We start from the raw sequence: 16,844 nt of genomic DNA, 5'->3' as shown, positions 1-16,844 counted from the left end.
GAAGGTCTCGGGCTCGTCGAAGTTGCCCCGCTTGCGGATCATCAAGAGATAGAGGACGTGCCGCAGGAACCGGACCGGGATCAGCGCGAGCATCCGGCGCCGGACGGACATGAGCCATGCCGGCGTCGCGATGTATGTGAGCAGCGGCGGCACGGGTTCAGGCCTCGCTGGTGAGGTAACCGCCGCGGCGGAAGAACTCCGGTCCCCCGCGCGGACGAGCCGCTCGAGATCCTCGGCCGGCCAGCTCCAGTCGATGAGGCTGTCGCGCTCGGAGCGCTTGTGGAAGTAGGTCCGCTCGGCCTTGTCCTGCGGCCGCCACTGTGCGGTGCCGGCTTCCAGCGCGGTCAGCGCCTCGTCCAGCGCGCCGGGGATCAGGTCGATGCCACGCATCACCAGTTCGGTGCCGGTGTCGTCGGGCCCGATGGACAGCGAGCGCTGGACCAGGATGTCGCCGGCGTCGAGCTCGGCGTTCATGCGGTGAATGGTCAGGCCGATGTGCGATTCACCGCTGATCAGCGACCAGATGACCGGGGAGAAACCGGTGCCCTTCGGCAGCAGGGAGTCGTGCAGGTTCAGGGTGCCGTACGGCGGCAGGTCGTAGAGCTCGTCCGTCATCCGCGTGTACCAGCTGTTGACGACGATGACGTCGGGTTCGGAGCGCTTGACCAGGTCGATGGTCTCGTGGTCGGCGCGCATGGTCAGGTGGACCGGGATGTCGTGTGCCTGGGCGAGTTCCTCGACGGAGTCCGAGAAGATCGCCTTGTACGACTCCGTGCTGGTCGGGTGCGTGACGACCATCGGCACGTCGTGTCCCAGATCGATCAGCGCCTGCAGCGTCTTGACCCCCCACGTCTGGAAACCGAAGAAGACGACGCGCATGCCAAGACCTCACTAAGTCAATTCTGCTGGCGTGTGAAGAGTTGTTCACCCACCGTTAAACAAGATCAACTTAGCTAAGTCTTGCCTAAGTTTGTTGCCTACCCCTCCCAGGTAGTTCACAGTCTCGTCAGCGCGGAACCGTGACCAGGACAAACGCGGCCAGCAACAGCGCCACCCGCACCCAGTGCAGCCGGTCCCAGCGGTGAGCGAGTTCCCGGCTTGTCGGCGCCTCGCCAGGGCCGGTACCCGCCCACGCCGCGACACGGTTGTTGATCGGCACCAGCGTGGTGAGCGTCAGGGCCATCACCACGCCCATCACCGCGACGGCGGCGATGGGGAGTGGCGCCGGCACGAGCACGGCATCGCCGACCAGCAGCACCGCCGCGGCGATGTACCAGAACGGCATCACCGTCCCGAGGAGCCTGCTGCCCGTCGCGCGCGCCTGGCGGTACGCGTCGTCGGGCAGCCGTTCCAGGATCGGATTGGTGAACGCGGCGACGCCGAACTCCACGCCGACGAGCGTGCCGACGACGATCACGGTGAGAACTTGCGCGATGTGCTCCATGACATCGAGCCTGTTCACTACACTGACAAAAAACAAGGTACTGACAAATTAGTCAGTAGAGGCGACGACGGGAGTGCATCGTGGCGGTGTCGAAGAAGGAAGTCGGTGAGTGCCCGATCGACGCCGCCCTGTCGGTGGTCGACGGCCGCTGGAAGGGCACCATTCTGTGGCGGCTCACGGACGGGCCGATGCGCACCGCAGAGCTCCGCCGCAGCATTCCCGGCATCACCGAGCGCATGCTCATCCGGCACCTGCACGAGCTCGTAGCCGACGGCATCATCGACCGGCACGACGCCGGCACGGTGCCGCCGTGCGTGCACTACTCGATCTCGCAGTACGGCAAGACGCTGGGCCCGGTGTTGTGGGCGCTGTGCGACTGGGGCCGAAAGCACATGGAGCGCAACGCTTCTCAGGCCCGCCACAACGCCGCGGCGCCGACGAGCCCGGCATCGCCGCCGAGTTCGGCGGGCACCACCCGCAGGCCGCGCAGGAAGCTCAATCCGGCGTAGCGCGGCAGCGCCGCTCGCAACGGGCCGAACAGCACCTCCCCCGCATTCGCCACGCCGCCGCCGATCACCACCAGGTCCAGGTCGCAGACGGCGGCCGCCGACGCGATGGCGACGGCGATCGCCTCGGCACCACGCGAGAATGCCTGCACCGCAATCGGATTCCCGCGCCCGGCGGCCTCGGCGAGTGCCTTCGCATCAGCGTCCGGCGGGGCGTCCCAGCCGTGCTCGTGCGCCCACCGCGCCAGGTGCGGACCCGAGGCCACCGCCTCCACGCAGCCCTGACCGCCGCAGGCGCAGCGCGGTCCGTCGGGGTCGACGACGACGTGGCCGATGTGACCGGCATTTCCGGTGCGGCCGAGGTACGGCGCACCGCCCTGCACCAGTCCGCCGCCGATACCGGTGGACACCACCATGCCGAGCAGGAACTGCGCCCCCTGCCCGGCCCCGCGCCAGTGCTCGCCCATGGCCAGGCAGACGACGTCGCCGGCCAGCCGCACCGGCAGGCCGGTGCGCTCGGCGAGCCGCTGAATCAACGGAAACTGGCGCCAGGCAACGACATTGAGCGGGCTGACCGTGCCCGCGACCACATCGATGGGGCCGGCGCAGCCGACGCCCACGGCGCGCACCGGCCGCCCGGCAGCGGCGGCGAGAGCGTTCCCGATCAACACGTCGACCGTCGCCCACACCTGCTCGCTGTCGGCGTGCGGGGTGGGGAGCTGCTCGCGGTGCACGAGCGCGCCGTCGGGGTCGACGAGGGCCGCGGCGATCTTCGTGCCACCGATGTCGAGGGCGAGGGTCAGGTCGGACATCGTGCGCTTTCAGTGCCGGTGGACGTGGTCGGGCTGACGCGGGTCGCCGGGATGTTCGTAGCCGGGCGCCAGATGCACCGACTCGGCTCGGCGGGCGTCGAGCCAGTGCCGGAAGGCCCGCCGGCGCGCCGAACCCAGCAGGTGCGCGGTGATCTGTGACCGCACCTCGTCCAGCGCGGGGGCGACGGTCGGCGCGGTGGACCAGCCACCGGGACCGGGTACCGGCGGCGCGAACCGCAGCGGGTTGCGCGCGTGATAGCTCTCGACCTCCGCGTCGGGGATCCGCACCGCGGCGGTCACCCGAACGAACAGCGCCCGTGCCAGCGGCTGTTCGAGCGCGGCCGCGGCGATACTGCCGAGCTCCATGCGGGCTGCCGCGTCGGGCAGCAGGTCGGTTTCGGTGGGCGCGTCCCTGTCGCTGACCCCGAGTTCGCCGGCCGCCACGCGCACCACCTCGTCGGTGACGAGCAGCTGAGCCAGCCAGCGCCGCAGCTGCCGGCCCTCACTGGTCCCGGGCGCCGGCAGCGACGAGGCTAATATGCTTGCCCGCAAACGTGTTTCGCGTTCGTCGAGTGCGGTTACGGGTATCTCCCGTCCAGCGACGGTGGCGATGCGGTTCATCGGACCCGCACCGATACCGCCGGTGTGTAGAGCACCCGGCCGGCCGCGGCGATCCGGATCAGCGCCCACCACTGTCCGGGCTCGACCCACGACGGTGGCGCGACGTCGAAGTCGAATGCGACGGTGCCGCCGGCCGGCACATCGGCGCCGAGTACGGCCGGCCCCAACCATTCCCAGGTGCCCCACGGACTGATGAGGTGTGCCTCCAAGCTCAGCGGCGCACCCGCGGCCGAGCCGACGACGACGCTCAGATCGCCGTGTTGCCCGGCGACGACGTCGACCGGTTGGGGTTCCTCGACCAGCCGCAGCAGCGGGGCGTCGCCGGGTTCGCCGACGGTGACGACACAGACGTCCTCGACCATCTGACGCCAGGCGGCCGGAACCTGATGATGCTTGTCGCCGCCGGTCACCGCCAGCTCGACCCGCACCGGATACCGGCCGGCGGGGGCGTCGGCCGGAAGGTCCAGCTGCACTTCGGTTTCCAGATAGCCGCCGGGCGGCAGCACGAAGGGCAGTTCGTCCGGGGTGGCCGACCAGCCGTCGGGGCACAGCACGCGGACCCGGCCGTGGAGCGTGGCGTCGGTGCAGTCGCTGGCGGCGGTGACGCGCAACGACACGGGGACGCCCGGTGCGCCGGCGGCTTCGGTGGGGTGCACATGAGCGACCGCGGGCAGTCCGCCCAACGGTGCGGGGCCGCGGTTGTGCAGCCAGTACCGGGCGTAAACCGGTTGGGCGACTTCGGCATCCGGCGCCAGGGTGGCGTGGTCGCCGTTGAGCACGTGCGGCAGGTCGAGCCGGGCCCGCACGGTGGCGATCTCGAAACCGTGCAGCCGCAGGTCTTTTCTGCCGGCGATCGGCTGTTCGAGCAGGTCGAGTCGTTCGACGTCCTCGAGGTGCCGTAGGCCAGAGGTGACGTCGACCTCGGTCGGCCGTCCCGAGGTCTGGACCAGGCGCAGGGTGATGCCCGCGCTCGGGTCGACGGGCGCGCTGCTGCCCGCCGCGATCGGGTTGCCGGTGGCCTTCAGCGCGGCCAGCGTCACCTCGGATGCGGGTTCGACGCCCAACAGTGAACCGGTACAAGGCAATCCGCCGGCCACCGCGGGATGGTCGGTGCGCACCGCGAGCAGCGGCTGGGAGTATTCGGCGCTGCGGCCCGGGATGCCCGCGGCGCGCCAGTCGCCGTCGCCGGCCGCGATGGCGTAGTCGAAGGTGTGGGTCCAGTGCTGGAGCTGGAAGTTCGACCCGTCGGGTGCGGTGCGGCGCGGCGGGTCGATCCAGGTGCCCGAGGGCCAGCCGGTGCACGACCGCAGCAACGAGGTGTGCAGGACGCCGTCCGGTTCGACGGCGAAACCCGGTACGCCGCGGTTCAGCAGCGCCACACTGCGGGCCTCGAAGGGCCCGATGCCGGCCGCGGCTTCCTGCTCGACGGTGATCTCGGTGGTCGCGAGGGCGGCGATCAGCTCGTCGATGGCGCCGGGTCCGGCGACGATCAGCACCGGCAGCGCCCGTACCCCTGTCAGGTCGGCGCCGGGAATCCACCGCTGCACCAGGTCAGCGTCGGCGGGCACCCAGAGCCGCGCGTTCCCGGCCGTCAGGCGGTGCCGCAGTTCGGCGCCGTAGCGGGGCTCGGCTGCCGCCAATACCGCTGCGGTGAAAGCGTTCTCGTCGGGGCCGCCGAGCGCGATGCGGGCGTCGGGCAGGTTGGAGTCGACGGCGAGGTCGCCGTAGCGCGGCTTGCCGGCGCTGCTGCAGGTGGCCGTCACCCCCGCGCGCACCAGCGCCACCATCAGGTCGCGGGTGGGCGACTGTGGGTCGGCGGCGTCCGGCGCGACGACCTCGGCGACCGACACCGCCCGCACGCTCTCGCCGTGCGCGTCGCGGACCCGGACCCGCACCGCCGAGGACAGCCCGAACCACCCGTAGGCGGGGTTGTCCAAGGTGTAGGGGTGCTCGGCGGTGTCGACCGCGTCGTGCGAATCCCGTTGGTGCAGCAGCCCGAAGCCGCGGCCGATCACCGCGTCGCCGACCTCGCTGACCGGCATCGCACCCGGCACCGGACAGGGCCAGCGCAGGCGCAACAGCTTGTCGGCGCCGGTGAACTCATCGACCACGGTGCGGCAGTCCACGCGGTCCACGCCGTGCCACAGCGTGATGGTCTGGGTGTACCGCAGCACGTCACCGATGCGCCCGGTGACCACCAACCGCTCCCCCAGCGCGCTGCGGTAGGCCTGCACCGACTCGGCGGCGTGCTCGGCGGAGCCCACCACCGGCCCCTTGGGCAACAGGTGCCAGGGCCCTTCGTGTTCGGTCGGATGCGCGGAATGCTCGTCGTAGACGGCGATCTCGTTGCCGACCCGGCCCGCGCCGATCAGCTCGACGCCCGCGCGCACCAGCGACGACACCGCGCCGCCGCGGTCGGGGTCGACCGTGCAGCGGTAGCGATCGTTGCCGATGCTGGTGCCGGACATCGGTTCCCAGGACGCGGGCGCCCACGCGGACTGCGTCGCGGCGTCGCCGAGCGTGTATCCCCGCCACCCGAGCGACGGCACGTCGTGGGCCGGCCACGTGACGGTGTGGCCGTCATCTTCGATCAGGACCGGGAGCGGCGTGCCGTCCACGTCGAGTACCGGCCCGTCCAGCGGTTCGTCGAGGTGGACGGTGACGATGTCGGTTCGGCTGTGCGCCAAGGGGTTCCACACCACGATGTCGCCGTCGACGGCCCGCGACAGCAGCGCCAACGCGTTGTCGCGGGCGGTCCGGCCGAGTTCCCAGGCGTCGCGCCAGCCGGTGAGCAGGTCGAGGTACACCTGGTCGGATTCGGAGCCGGTGATGGCGTCGTGGTGTGCGCCGTAGGCCAGTTGTACCCAGGCCTTGGCCAGGGCGGCTTGCGGATACGTAGCGCCGGTCAGCAGTCCGGCGAACACCGCGAACCGTTCGGCTTCCAGCACGACGTTCTCGGCGGCCCGGTTGGCCTGCTTGGTGTCGATGTACGACACGTCCTTACCGGTGTAGATCGGGTTCATGTCCCTGGTCTGCGGCGACGGCTGGGTGCCACCGGCCTCGAGTTCGGCCCGCACGGCGGCGAAGAACTCCCGCGGCAGCGCACACACGAAGCGGGGCCACGTGTAGCGGGCCGCCCAGTCGCGGTGAATCTCGGTCACCCACTTGTTCGGCGGGGTGTAGTCGGTGCCCACCGGCAGGAGCACATTGCGGGTCAGCGCAACCTTTTTCAGCTTGGCGAACGTGGCGTAGGTGGCGTCTTCGGCTTCTTGCAGCGATGCCGACGAGTCCATCCACCAGCCGGCCGCGTAATGCGCGGGCATGTAGTGGGTCAGCAGCCCGCGGCCCGACGGTGCGATCCAGTCGAATTCGCTGGCGAACTGCATGCGCTCGGGGTCGCCGTCGCGGTGCATCGGGCCCCACTGGTGATGCGGGCCGCGCGCCCATGAACTGGAGGTCAGGCCGGCGTCGGCGGCCATGCCCGGGAACTGCGGGTCGTGGCCGAACACGTCGAGCTGCCAGGCCGTCGCCGGGGCGGCGCCCATCACGTCACGCTGGAAACCGATGCCGTGCACGAAGTTCCGGATCGCAGTCTCGGGACTGGTCAGGTTGGTGTTCGGCTCGTTGTAGGTGCCGCCCATGATCTCGACGCGGCCCTCGGCGAGCAGCGCCCGCAGCTGGGCACGCTGCTCCGGATGGGTGTCCCAGTAGGGCTTGAGGTAGTCGACCTCGGCGAGTACGAACTTGTATTCGGGTTCGCGCCTTGCCATTTCGAGGTGCGCCGTGACCAGCTCGAAGCCGTTGGTCTGCCGGCACCGGCCGGGCGGGTCCTCGGTCCAGACGCTGGTGTAGGCGGCCTGGGTGTTCCACCACACCGGGTCGTAGTGGAAGTGGCTGATCATGTGCATGGTCCAGCCGGGCTCGGCGACGACGAACTCGAACGGCGTCTGCTCGCCGCCGATCTCGAGGCGCGCGGCCCGCACCTGGCCCGGCCGGCCGTCCTGGACGACCACCGGAATCTCCACGGTGCCGGCGCCGGGCTGCGCCACCGCCTGGCCACTGAGCCCGTCGCCGCCGACCCGGACCTCGGCGGCGTCGGCGCAGTCGGTGTAGTCCAGCCGGACGATCTGCCGCGGTTCGTCGGCCGGGCCGACGAACAACTCGGTGGAAACTACCGCCGTCACCTGCAGGAGTCGTCCCGTCGACACCCCTGCACCATACGGCGCAGCGTCGCTACTCGGGAGGCATTGCGGCACGCAACCGGTCGGCGACCACCGCGGCCGCGGCGATCACCTCCGGCGGTTCGAGGACCTCGAACCGGTATCCCGGCATCGCCAGGTACAACACGATGCGCTCGGGGTCGTCGCCGCCGGCCGTCACGATGCAGCGGTCCGGGCCGTCCGCCTCGATCTGCGCCGACGCCGCGGAAAACATCTGCGCCAGTTGACTTTCCGATGCCTCATAGCGGACCCGCGCGACGTACCGGTACGGCGACGCGGTGATGGCCTGACGCACGAACTCCGCGGGATCAGGCGCCGGGCGCGGCGCGAACGTCGTGCCCGCGGCCTTGACATCGACCATCCGGTCCAGGCGCAGAGTGCGCCAGTCCTGCTTGTCGCGGTCGTAGGCCAGCAGGTACCAGCGGCGCCCGGTGGTGACGAGTTGATAGGGCTCCAACCGCCGCTCGGTGCTGTTGCCGCGGATGTCGGTGTAGCCGAGCCTGACGTGTTCGTGGTCGCGGCAGGCGCGGGCCAGCGTCATCAGGTCGTCGGGCGAAACCGCTTCGACCGCACCGCCACCGGTCAGTGTCACCGTCGCGTCGTGCACGGCGGACACCTGCGACCGGAGCCGCGCCGGCATCACCTGGTCGAGTTTGGACAGTGCCCGCAGCGCCGACTCACCGACGCCCGCGACGCTGCCCCCGGCCGCGAGCCGCAGACAGACCGCCATCGCGACGGCCTCCTCGGGGTCGAGCAGCAGGGGCGGCAACGCGGCGCCGGCGCCCAATTGATAGCCGCCGTCGCGGCCCTTACTGGCGTGCACCGGATAGCCGAGGTCACGCAGCCGTTCGATGTCGCGGCGCACACTGCGGCCGGTGACGCCGAGCCGGTCGGCCAGCTCCTGCCCCGTCCACACCCGGCGCGCCTGCAGCAGCCCCAGCAGCTGCAGCACGCGGCTCGTCGTTTCGGACATGACAACACTCTGCCGCATTCATAGGACAGAAACAGTCCTAATTGAATGTCAGGCTCTTCATGTGACCGAAGAACGGACCAAAGAACTGGCCGACCAACTCGACTGGCATTGGCAACACCAGCTGCGTCCCCGGCTCGAGGGACTGACCGACGACGAATATTTCTGGGAGCCGGTGCCCGGGTGCTGGACCCTGCACCGCGACGGATCCATCGACTTCAGCTACCCGCCACCGCAACCCGAACCGTTCACGACCATCGCCTGGCGGCTGGCGCACGTCATCGTCGGCGTCCTGGCCATGCGGAACCACTCGCATTTCGGCGGACCACCGGCCGACTACCAGTCGTGGCCGTACGCCCGCGACGCACGCACCGCACTGGAGCAGCTCGACACCGCCTACGCGACCTGGATCACCGGAGTCCGCGGGCTCGACGCCGCTGCCCTGGCCCGGCCGTGCGGACCCGCCGAGGGTCCCTACGCTGACTTCTCAATGGCCACCCTCGTGCTGCACATCAATCGCGAAGTCATTCACCACGGAGCTGAAATCGCCTGCCTCCGTGACCTTTACACCCACACCCCGAAGGAGAACTGAACATGGCCGGACTGCCCGCACCCGCAGGCGACGAGCGTCAGACCCTCTTCAACTTCATCGCGTTCCAGCAGGACGCGTTCGCGGCCGTCGCCCACGGCCTCACCGACGAGCAGGCGCGCTCGACCCCATCGGTCAGCGCGTTGTCGATCGGCGGACTGATCAAGCACGTCACCGGTGTGCAGGCCGGCTGGGTCGCGCGTGCGGTCGCCGCGCCCGACTTCCCGCCGCGCGACACCCGGCCGATGGCCGAACAGATGGCCGAACACCAGGATCAGCTCACGATGCGCGACGACGAGAAGCTCGGCGACCTGCTCGACGCCCTGCGTACGCAGAACGCCAAGACGCTGCAGGCCTTCGCCGAACTCGACCTCGACACGCTGGTGCCGGTCCCGCACGAGGTGCCGTGGTTCCCCGCCGACGTCGACCACTGGACGGTGCGCTGGGTCGGCATGCACATCATCGAGGAGCTGTCGCGGCATGCCGGGCACGCCGACATCATCCGCGAATCCATCGACCGCGCGACCATGTACGAGCTGCTGGCCGCCGAGGAGGAGTGGCCGGAGACGGATTTCATCAAGCGCTGGCGGCCGGCCGCCCGGTAACTCGAGATGGACGAAATGGCTGCTCCCACCCACGGCGGAGCAGCCATTTCGTCATTCTCGGCGCAGCACCAATGCCAGTGCCGCGTCGACCACCACATCCAGGTCCGACCCCAACGAACCGGACAGCCACTGTTGGGCCAGCTCCGCCATGGCCCCGGTGTACATGGCCGCACCGACGCGCGCGGCGACGGGATCCGAACCGGGGTGCAGCCGGCCGCCCTCGGCGAGGACGGCATCGAGCAGCAGGTCCTGCGTGACGGCGCGGCGCGCGGCCAGCACCGGGTTGGCGCGGGCCTCGGTGAACAGCACCCGGCCGCGCCGCGGATCGGCGGACCCGAAGCCCAGTACCGCGGCGATGCCGGCCCGGGTCCGGTCCCGCACCGAGTCGCCCGCGACGGTGATGGCGGCGTCGACCACCGTGGCCAGTTCACCGCTGACCTTGTCGTAGACGGCGCCCAGCAGATCGTCGATGCCGTCGAAGCTCTCGTAGAAGTAGCGGGTGTTGAGCCCGCACGCACGGCACACCGAACGGACCGACAACGCCGATTCGCCGCCGGAGCCGAACAACTCGAATGCCGCGTCGACCAGTAACCCGCGCCGCTCGGCGCGGCGGTCGTCGAGCGGAACCCCCGCCCACCTGGTCGGTGTCGACATCCCTACAGCCTAGGTCTGGTCACACCCGTCACCAAATACTATTCTGGTTACGACCGTGACCAGAAGGGGTTGACGTGTACCTGCCGCACCAGTTCATCGAGCATCAGCTTCAGCACCGGTTCGACCAGACCATCCGGCGGAACTACTTCCGCGGCATGGAGTTCGCCGGCCCCGCCGGAGACCCGGGCTGGTTCGGCCCCGGCAGCGCCGTCTGGCACGTGCACTCCCACACCGAGGCCCTGGTCTTCGGCCTGCAGTGCGCCGCGTTCATCGAGCGCCTCGACCCGTCCATCTACTGGATGGGCATGCACCACTCGCGACTCGTCAAGCGCGACGAGAACGGCGAGGCCATTCCGGTGGTCGACCCGAAGGGCGCGGCCGTCCGGCTGGGCCACTCCATCGCGTTCTTCATCGGCACCGCGTACGGCAGCACCGAGACCGCCGAGAACCTGGCCCGGACCGTGCGCGCCATGCACCACACCATCAAGGGCGTCCGCCCGGACGGCGCGGCCTATGACGCCGACGATCCGGACTGGCTGCGCTGGAACTACGCGACGGTGGTGTGGGGCCTCGCGACGGCGCACGAGCTCTACCACCCGAACCCGTTGCGCGGCAAGAAACTTAACCGCTACTACGGCGAGTTCATCCGCGTCGGACACGCCCTCGGTGGCACCGACCTGCCCACCACCAAGGCCGAGACCCTGGACTGCCTGAAGTCCTATCTCCCCAAACTGGCGCTGACGCACGGCGCCGCCATGGCCACCGGCCCCAACCTGCCGATGCCGCAGAGCGCCATCGACTGGGCCGTCCGGGACACCATGCCGAAGTGGGCCAAGCAGCTGCTCGGACATACCGACCCCAACCCGATCGAGCGTGCCGCCCGTCGAGCCGTGGTGTGGTCGATCATCAACGGCCTGCACGCCGCCGCCGGACCGTTCCCGGAATTCCGCCAGGCCACAGCGCGGGTCAAGGGCGGCGTCGATCCGGAGCTGGCACCACACACCGTCCCGGCGTACGTGCCCGGCAGCGACCCGGTCCGCAGCCGCGCCGACATCGAGAGCGTCTTCGTCTGATCCGCGGCGGCGAAACGGCATGACGCGAGACACACCTTTTTGGCGGTACCCGGGGTTTTGAGACACTTCACCAATGAGTTCTCCGCGGAAGACACCGCACCGTGAAGGTGCCAGGCTGGACCGGGTGCCGCTGCCCGTCGAAGCCGCCCGCATCGGGGCCACCGGCTGGCAGCTCGCCCGGACCGGCGTACGCGTCGTCGGCAGCGCCTTTTCCAAGGGCAGCCTGCAGCAGAAGGTGATCAAGCAGGTCCCGAAGACGTTCTCCGATCTGGGGCCGACGTACGTCAAGCTCGGCCAGATCATCGCGTCGAGCCCCGGCGCCTTCGGCGAGCCGCTGAGCCGCGAGTTCCGCAGCCTGCTCGACCGGGTCCCGCCGGCCGACAAGAACGAGGTGCACAAGCTGCTGCGCGAAGAACTCGGCGGCGACCCGGCCGACCTCTTCGCCACCTTCGACGACGAGCCCTTCGCCTCCGCGTCCATCGCCCAGGTGCACTACGCGACGCTGCACTCCGGCGAAGAGGTCGTCGTCAAAATCCAGCGCCCGGGCATCCGCCGCCGCGTGGCCGCCGATCTGCAGATTCTCAAGCGCGGCGCGCAGATCGCCGAGCTGGCCAAGCTGGGCCAGCGGCTCTCCGCGCAGGACGTGGTCGCCGACTTCGCCGACAACCTCGCCGAGGAACTCGACTTCCGGCTCGAGGCGCAGTCCATGGACGCCTGGGTGGCGCACATGCACGCCTCGCCGCTGGGCCGGAACATCCGGGTGGCCCAGGTCTACTGGGACCTGACCAGCGAGCGTGTGCTGACCATGGAACGCGTCGAGGGCATCCGCATCGACGACGCCGCCGCCATCCGCAAGGCCGGGTTCGACGGTGAGGAACTGGTCAAGGCCCTGCTGTTCAGCGTTTTCGAGGGCGGCCTCAAGCACGGCCTGTTCCACGGCGACCTGCACGCCGGTAACCTCCACGTCGACAAGGACGGCAAGATCGTCTTCTTCGACTTCGGCATCATGGGCCGCATCGACCCGCGGACGCGGTGGCTGCTGCGCGAACTCGTCTACGCGCTGCTGGTCTCGAAGGATCACGCCGCGGCCGGCCGGATCGTCGTCATGATGGGCGCCGTCGGCACGGTCAAGCCGGAAGGCCAGGCGGCCAAGGACCTGGAGGCGTTCACCACGCCGCTCACCATGAAGTCGCTGGGCGACCTGTCCTACGCCGAGATCGGCAAGCAATTGTCCACCCTCGCCGACGCGTACGACGTCAAGCTGCCGCGCGAGCTGGTCCTGATCGGCAAGCAGTTCCTCTACGTCGAGCGGTACATGAAGCTGCTGGCACCGCGGTGGCAGATGATGAGCGATCCCCAGCTGAAGGGCTACTTCGCCAATTTCATGGTGGATATCAGCCGCGACCACAAGAACGCCGAGGAGTAGGCCGCCGGCCGCATCCGACCATGAATCACGAAGAATCCGAGGACTAGGCCCATGCAGCCCGAACGAGACACCACCCCCGAGGTCCGGACCGGCTTCGCCCGCTCTGGCGACCTGGACATCGCCTACGAGGACATGGGCAACCCGGACCATCCGGCGGTGCTGCTCATCATGGGCCTGGGTGCGCAGCTGCTGTTGTGGCGAAAAGGGTTCTGCGACAAGCTCGTCGAGAGGGGCTACCGCGTCATCCGGTTCGACAACCGCGACGTGGGCCTGTCCACCAAGATCGAGGGCCGGCGCTCCGGTTCCGCGCTGCTGCCCCGGATGCTGCGCTCGTACGTCGGCCTGCGCAGCGACGCGGTCTACACGCTGGAGAACATGGCCGACGACGCCGCGGCACTGCTGGATCACCTCCAGATCGAGCAGGCACACATCGTCGGCGGGTCGATGGGTGGCATGATCGCGCAGGTCTTCGCGGCGCGCTACCAGCACCGCACCAAGACGCTCGGCGTCATCTTCTCGAGTAACAACCAGCCGCTGTTGCCGCCGCCCGGGCCGAAGCAACTCAAGGCCATCACGACGCGGCCGCAGGACACGTCGCGCGCCGGCGTCATCGCCAACGCGGTCAACGTCGGCCGCATCATCGGTAGCCCCGGCTACCCGACGCCGCTCGACCGGGCCGAGGCCGACGCCGCCGAAAGCTACGACCGCTCCTACTACCCCGTCGGCGTGGCCCGGCACTTCGGGGCCATCCTGGGCAGCGGCAGCCTGCGGCGCTACGACGAGATGATCACCGTCCCCACGGTCGTCATCCACGGTCGAGCCGATAAACTGATGCGACCGAGCGGTGGTCGAGCAGTGGCCAAAGCGATCCGGCGCGCTCGGTTGGTGTTGTTCGACGGCATGGGTCATGACCTGCCCGAGCCCCTCTGGGACGACATTGCCGGTGAACTGGCCACCACATTTGCCGAAATCCCGTAGACGTATCAGTCCGGTCACAGCCGCCGCCACGCTGGGGGAATGAACGCGGCTTCCGGCCTGAAGGCGGTTACGTTTGCTGTCTCGACTGACCGTGACGGCGCGTTACACCAACGTCAAGGAATCGGTTGGGGGCCAGGTATTGTGCGGTCACGATTGTGATTTAGTGACCGGCATCACCACTGAGTGAGGAAGGTCAAGTAAGGTGTTACAGATGATTCAGGATTCGACTGGGGCCAAGGACATGCGGCCGCATTTCGAGGACATCCAAGCCCACTACGACCTGTCTGACGATTTCTTCGGACTTTTCCAGGACAACTCCCGCAAGTACAGCTGCGCCTACTTCACCGGACCTACCGTCACGATGGAACAGGCGCAGCTTGCCAACGTGGACCAGCACCTCGAACAGCTGGACCTCAAGCCCGGCATGACGCTGCTGGAGATCGGCTGCGGCTGGGGCCTGACGATGCAGCGCGCCATGGAGAAGTACGACGTCAACGTCATCGGTCTGACGCTGAGCAAGAACCAGCAGGCGTTCTGCACGGAACTGCTGAGGAACACCGAGTCGGACCGTTCGCACCCGGTGCTGCTGCAGGGCTGGGAAGAGTTCCACGAGCCGGTGGACCGCATCGTGTCGATCGAGGCCTTCGAACACTTCGGCTTCGAGCGCTATGACGACTTCTTCAAGAACTGCTACGAGATCATGCCCGCCGATGGACGCATGACCATCCAGAGCAGTGTGAGCTACCACCCTTTCGACATGTCGGCCCGCGGCAAGAAGGTGTCGTTCGAGATGGCGCGGTTCATCAAGTTCATGGCCACAGACATTTTCCCGGGCGGTCGCCTGCCCACCACGCAAATGATGATCGATCATGGCGAAAAAGCCGGCTTCAACGTCCCCGAGCCGCTGTCGCTGCGTAACCACTACATCAAGACGCTCGGCGTCTGGGCGGCCAACCTCGAGCACCACAAGGACGAGGCGATCGCGATCTCCGGCCAGGTGAACTACGACCGCTACATGAAGTATCTGACCGGTTGCCAGTACTACTTCCTCGACGAGTGCCTCGACGTCAGCCTGGTGACCTACACCAAGGAAAAGGAAGCCGCGTAAGCATTTTCGACGAGTAGCGCCCCCGACCCGAGGTCGGGGGCGCTACTCGTTTTCGGGATCAGTTGGCGGATGCCGAGGACTTCGCGCTTGCGTCACCGTGACGGTGCGAGCGCTTCTCGACGACGGGCGGGGTCGACGCCTCATCGCCTGATGTGTCCGACTTGGCGGCTTTGTCACGCGCACCCTTGGCGTGCGCGCTCGATCCGGCGGCCTTGCGCGGCTTGGCGGTGACCGATGTCTTGCCGGACGGATCAGTCGACGCGGCGGTATCCGACGCCGTGCCTGCCGCTGCGGTATCCGATGCCGCGGTGCTGTCGGCCGTCGTCGACGTGGTCGACCCGGCGACCTTGGCACGCTTCTTCACCTTGATTGCCGTCGACGTGGCTCCCGTCGACGTGGTTCCCTCGGATTCCGCCGTGGCCGTCGTCGCGGCGGATGTCTCGGTAGCGGTGGTGCCGGTCTTTGCGGCCGCCTTCGCAGCCAACGGCGTGGCGGTCGGCAGTGCTCCGCTGAGGTGAGAGCTGACGGCCGTCACCCAGGCGTTGATGGCCTTGCCGAGCTGCTGGAACTCACCCTGGATCGCCAGGCTGATCGAATTCAGCAGACTCGCCAGCGACTGGGCGATCGCCGTCACCCCGGAGACGACTCCCCCGACTGTCGAGCCGACACCGCCGGCCGCACTGCTGGCGTACTCCTTGATCGCGGCCTCGATGACGGCGACTGCCAGCTTCGGCGTCCAGTCGGCGTTGTAGATGCCGAAGCCGTCCGCACCGGCGACGCCGTCCTGCGCGGTGTAGATGAACACCGGCCCGGCATAGGTCTGCCAGGTGTCGATCAGATTCTTGATCAGGTCGGCCTGGGTCTGCTCGCTGACGTCGTTGGTGGACGCACCGAACTCGCTGATCCAGATCTTGAGGTTGCCGTCGCCGTACTGCTGCAGGAGCTGATAGATCGCATTCAGTTGCGTCAGTGGGGAATTCGCGACGCCGGCGCCCGACGAGAAGGGCAGCGACTCCTGATACGGATGGAACGACAACGCGTCGAAGTAGCCGGACGCGCCGGCGGCCAGCATCTCCTTGACGAACGTCACCGGATCGAGCGTGATGCTGCCGAAGCTGATGACGCTGCCGAGCGCGCCGGCGACCACGGTGGCGGTCGGGTCGACCGCCTTGATCGCCGGGTAGGCCGCCTTGAGCAGCGCCGCGTAGGCAGTGGCGTCGATGGGATCCGACGACAACACGTAATTCGGCTCGTTCCAGATCTCGTACGCCGAGATGGTCGAGCCGTAGCGCTTGGCCACCTCGGCCGCGAACGCCGCGTACGTGGCCGGGTCCGGCGTGCCGGCACCTGTGATGGACGTCGAGGAGCCCGCCCATGTCGGCGTGCTGGCGATCTCCACCATGACGCCCATGTTCCGGTCGGCCGCGGCCTGCATGACCATGTCCATGTAGGACCAGTTGTAGGTGCCCTGCGCAGGTTCGACGAAGATCCACGGCACGAAGACCCGGATGTCCTGGACCCCGATGGACTGCAGGGTGTCGAGTGTCTGGTCGATCTGCGCCTGGGTCTGTCCGTACAGCCCCGAGTCGGCGATCCCGATGGTCGACGGCGCAGACACGATTTCGGCGGTGTTCTCGATCTGGGCGGTCAGATTCGCCGGCCCACTCGACGGCGCGTACGCGCAGATCAGTGCGATCGGGAGCATCGCGACAATGCCGCGAAACACACAGGCACGGACCAATCCACGCAGCGACCAATACAGGCTCTTCACAGATGAGGGTGTAGAGGTGGTTGGCGCGTCGTTGCCGGGATAGAGGTCGAGGTCTCTCGAAAATGAG

General features: G+C 68.6%; 14 protein-coding genes and 1 pseudogene. 7 read left to right on the top strand and 8 right to left on the bottom strand.

Annotated features, from left to right (window positions below):
- Window positions 1-207: 207 nt before the first annotated feature.
- Window positions 208-879 (bottom strand): annotated as a pseudogene (locus tag ACJH7A_RS26060) (methionyl-tRNA formyltransferase); the annotation flags it as partial.
- A gap of 127 nt (window positions 880-1,006) precedes the next feature.
- Window positions 1,007-1,444 (bottom strand): DUF1772 domain-containing protein, encoded by a 438-nt coding sequence (locus ACJH7A_RS26055; protein WP_212813581.1) that lies wholly within the window; start codon window positions 1,442-1,444, stop codon window positions 1,007-1,009.
- A gap of 80 nt (window positions 1,445-1,524) precedes the next feature.
- On the opposite strand from ACJH7A_RS26055, the gene ACJH7A_RS26050 reads away from it, so the two are divergent.
- Window positions 1,525-1,953, top strand: a complete 429-nt coding sequence (locus tag ACJH7A_RS26050) for a helix-turn-helix domain-containing protein (RefSeq protein ID WP_212806943.1) — start codon at window positions 1,525-1,527, stop codon at window positions 1,951-1,953.
- Here the strand turns inward: ACJH7A_RS26050 and ACJH7A_RS26045 are convergent.
- The 4 genes from ACJH7A_RS26045 to ACJH7A_RS26030 are packed head-to-tail and all read right to left on the bottom strand — an operon-like array spanning window position 1,854 to window position 8,576.
- Window positions 1,854-2,762, bottom strand: a complete 909-nt coding sequence (locus tag ACJH7A_RS26045) for an ROK family protein (protein WP_212806944.1) — start codon at window positions 2,760-2,762, stop codon at window positions 1,854-1,856. The genes ACJH7A_RS26050 and ACJH7A_RS26045 overlap by 100 nt on opposite strands.
- Window positions 2,763-2,771: 9 nt before the next feature.
- Entirely contained in the window at window positions 2,772-3,383 is a 612-nt protein-coding gene (locus ACJH7A_RS26040; RefSeq protein WP_212806945.1) for a malonyl CoA-ACP transacylase, read from the bottom strand.
- Window positions 3,380-7,573, bottom strand: a complete 4,194-nt coding sequence (locus ACJH7A_RS26035; protein ID WP_212814617.1) for an NEW3 domain-containing protein — start codon at window positions 7,571-7,573, stop codon at window positions 3,380-3,382. Before ACJH7A_RS26035 ends, ACJH7A_RS26040 begins: the two co-directional genes overlap by 4 nt.
- 43 nt (window positions 7,574-7,616) lie before the next feature.
- Window positions 7,617-8,576, bottom strand: coding sequence for a YafY family protein (locus tag ACJH7A_RS26030; RefSeq protein WP_212806946.1), 960 nt, complete (start codon window positions 8,574-8,576; stop codon window positions 7,617-7,619).
- Between the two features lie 61 nt (window positions 8,577-8,637).
- Here ACJH7A_RS26030 and ACJH7A_RS26025 point away from each other — a divergent pair, with 61 nt between their 5' ends.
- Entirely contained in the window at window positions 8,638-9,165 is a 528-nt protein-coding gene (locus ACJH7A_RS26025) for a DinB family protein (protein ID WP_212806947.1), read from the top strand.
- Window positions 9,166-9,167: 2 nt separating this feature from the next.
- Window positions 9,168-9,767 carry a DinB family protein gene (locus ACJH7A_RS26020; protein ID WP_212806948.1) on the top strand — a complete coding sequence of 200 codons (600 nt, stop codon included), beginning with the start codon at window positions 9,168-9,170 and terminating at the stop codon, window positions 9,765-9,767.
- A 51-nt stretch (window positions 9,768-9,818) separates the two neighbouring features.
- Here ACJH7A_RS26020 and ACJH7A_RS26015 read toward each other — a convergent pair whose 3' ends face one another.
- A complete protein-coding gene (locus tag ACJH7A_RS26015; RefSeq protein WP_212806949.1) occupies window positions 9,819-10,421 on the bottom strand; it encodes a TetR/AcrR family transcriptional regulator in 603 nt (200 codons plus the stop codon).
- 74 nt (window positions 10,422-10,495) lie between these two features.
- Between ACJH7A_RS26015 and ACJH7A_RS26010 the strand changes: the two genes are divergently transcribed.
- The 4 genes from ACJH7A_RS26010 to ACJH7A_RS25995 all read left to right on the top strand — a co-directional run bounded on the left by ACJH7A_RS26010 (window position 10,496) and on the right by ACJH7A_RS25995 (window position 15,006).
- Window positions 10,496-11,494, top strand: coding sequence for an oxygenase MpaB family protein (locus ACJH7A_RS26010; RefSeq protein ID WP_212806950.1), 999 nt, complete (start codon window positions 10,496-10,498; stop codon window positions 11,492-11,494).
- Window positions 11,495-11,567: 73 nt separating this feature from the next.
- Window positions 11,568-12,920, top strand: coding sequence for an ABC1 kinase family protein (locus ACJH7A_RS26005; protein WP_406802951.1), 1,353 nt, complete (start codon window positions 11,568-11,570; stop codon window positions 12,918-12,920).
- Between the two features lie 51 nt (window positions 12,921-12,971).
- Window positions 12,972-13,898, top strand: coding sequence for an alpha/beta fold hydrolase (locus ACJH7A_RS26000; RefSeq protein WP_406802950.1), 927 nt, complete (start codon window positions 12,972-12,974; stop codon window positions 13,896-13,898).
- Between the two features lie 211 nt (window positions 13,899-14,109).
- Window positions 14,110-15,006, top strand: a complete 897-nt coding sequence (locus tag ACJH7A_RS25995; RefSeq protein ID WP_061003116.1) for a cyclopropane mycolic acid synthase family methyltransferase — start codon at window positions 14,110-14,112, stop codon at window positions 15,004-15,006.
- Window positions 15,007-15,064: 58 nt separating this feature from the next.
- Here the strand turns inward: ACJH7A_RS25995 and ACJH7A_RS25990 are convergent, their stop codons facing one another.
- Window positions 15,065-16,777 (bottom strand): cellulase family glycosylhydrolase, encoded by a 1,713-nt coding sequence (locus ACJH7A_RS25990; protein ID WP_406802949.1) that lies wholly within the window; start codon window positions 16,775-16,777, stop codon window positions 15,065-15,067.
- Window positions 16,778-16,844: the final 67 nt, after the last annotated feature.

This window comes from Mycobacterium sp. SMC-17 (assembly GCF_045310915.1).
Lineage (GTDB): Bacteria > Actinomycetota > Actinomycetes > Mycobacteriales > Mycobacteriaceae > Mycobacterium.
The sequence above is the reverse complement of the archived record's forward strand: the minus strand, read 5'-3'. Positions and strand labels throughout refer to the sequence as shown.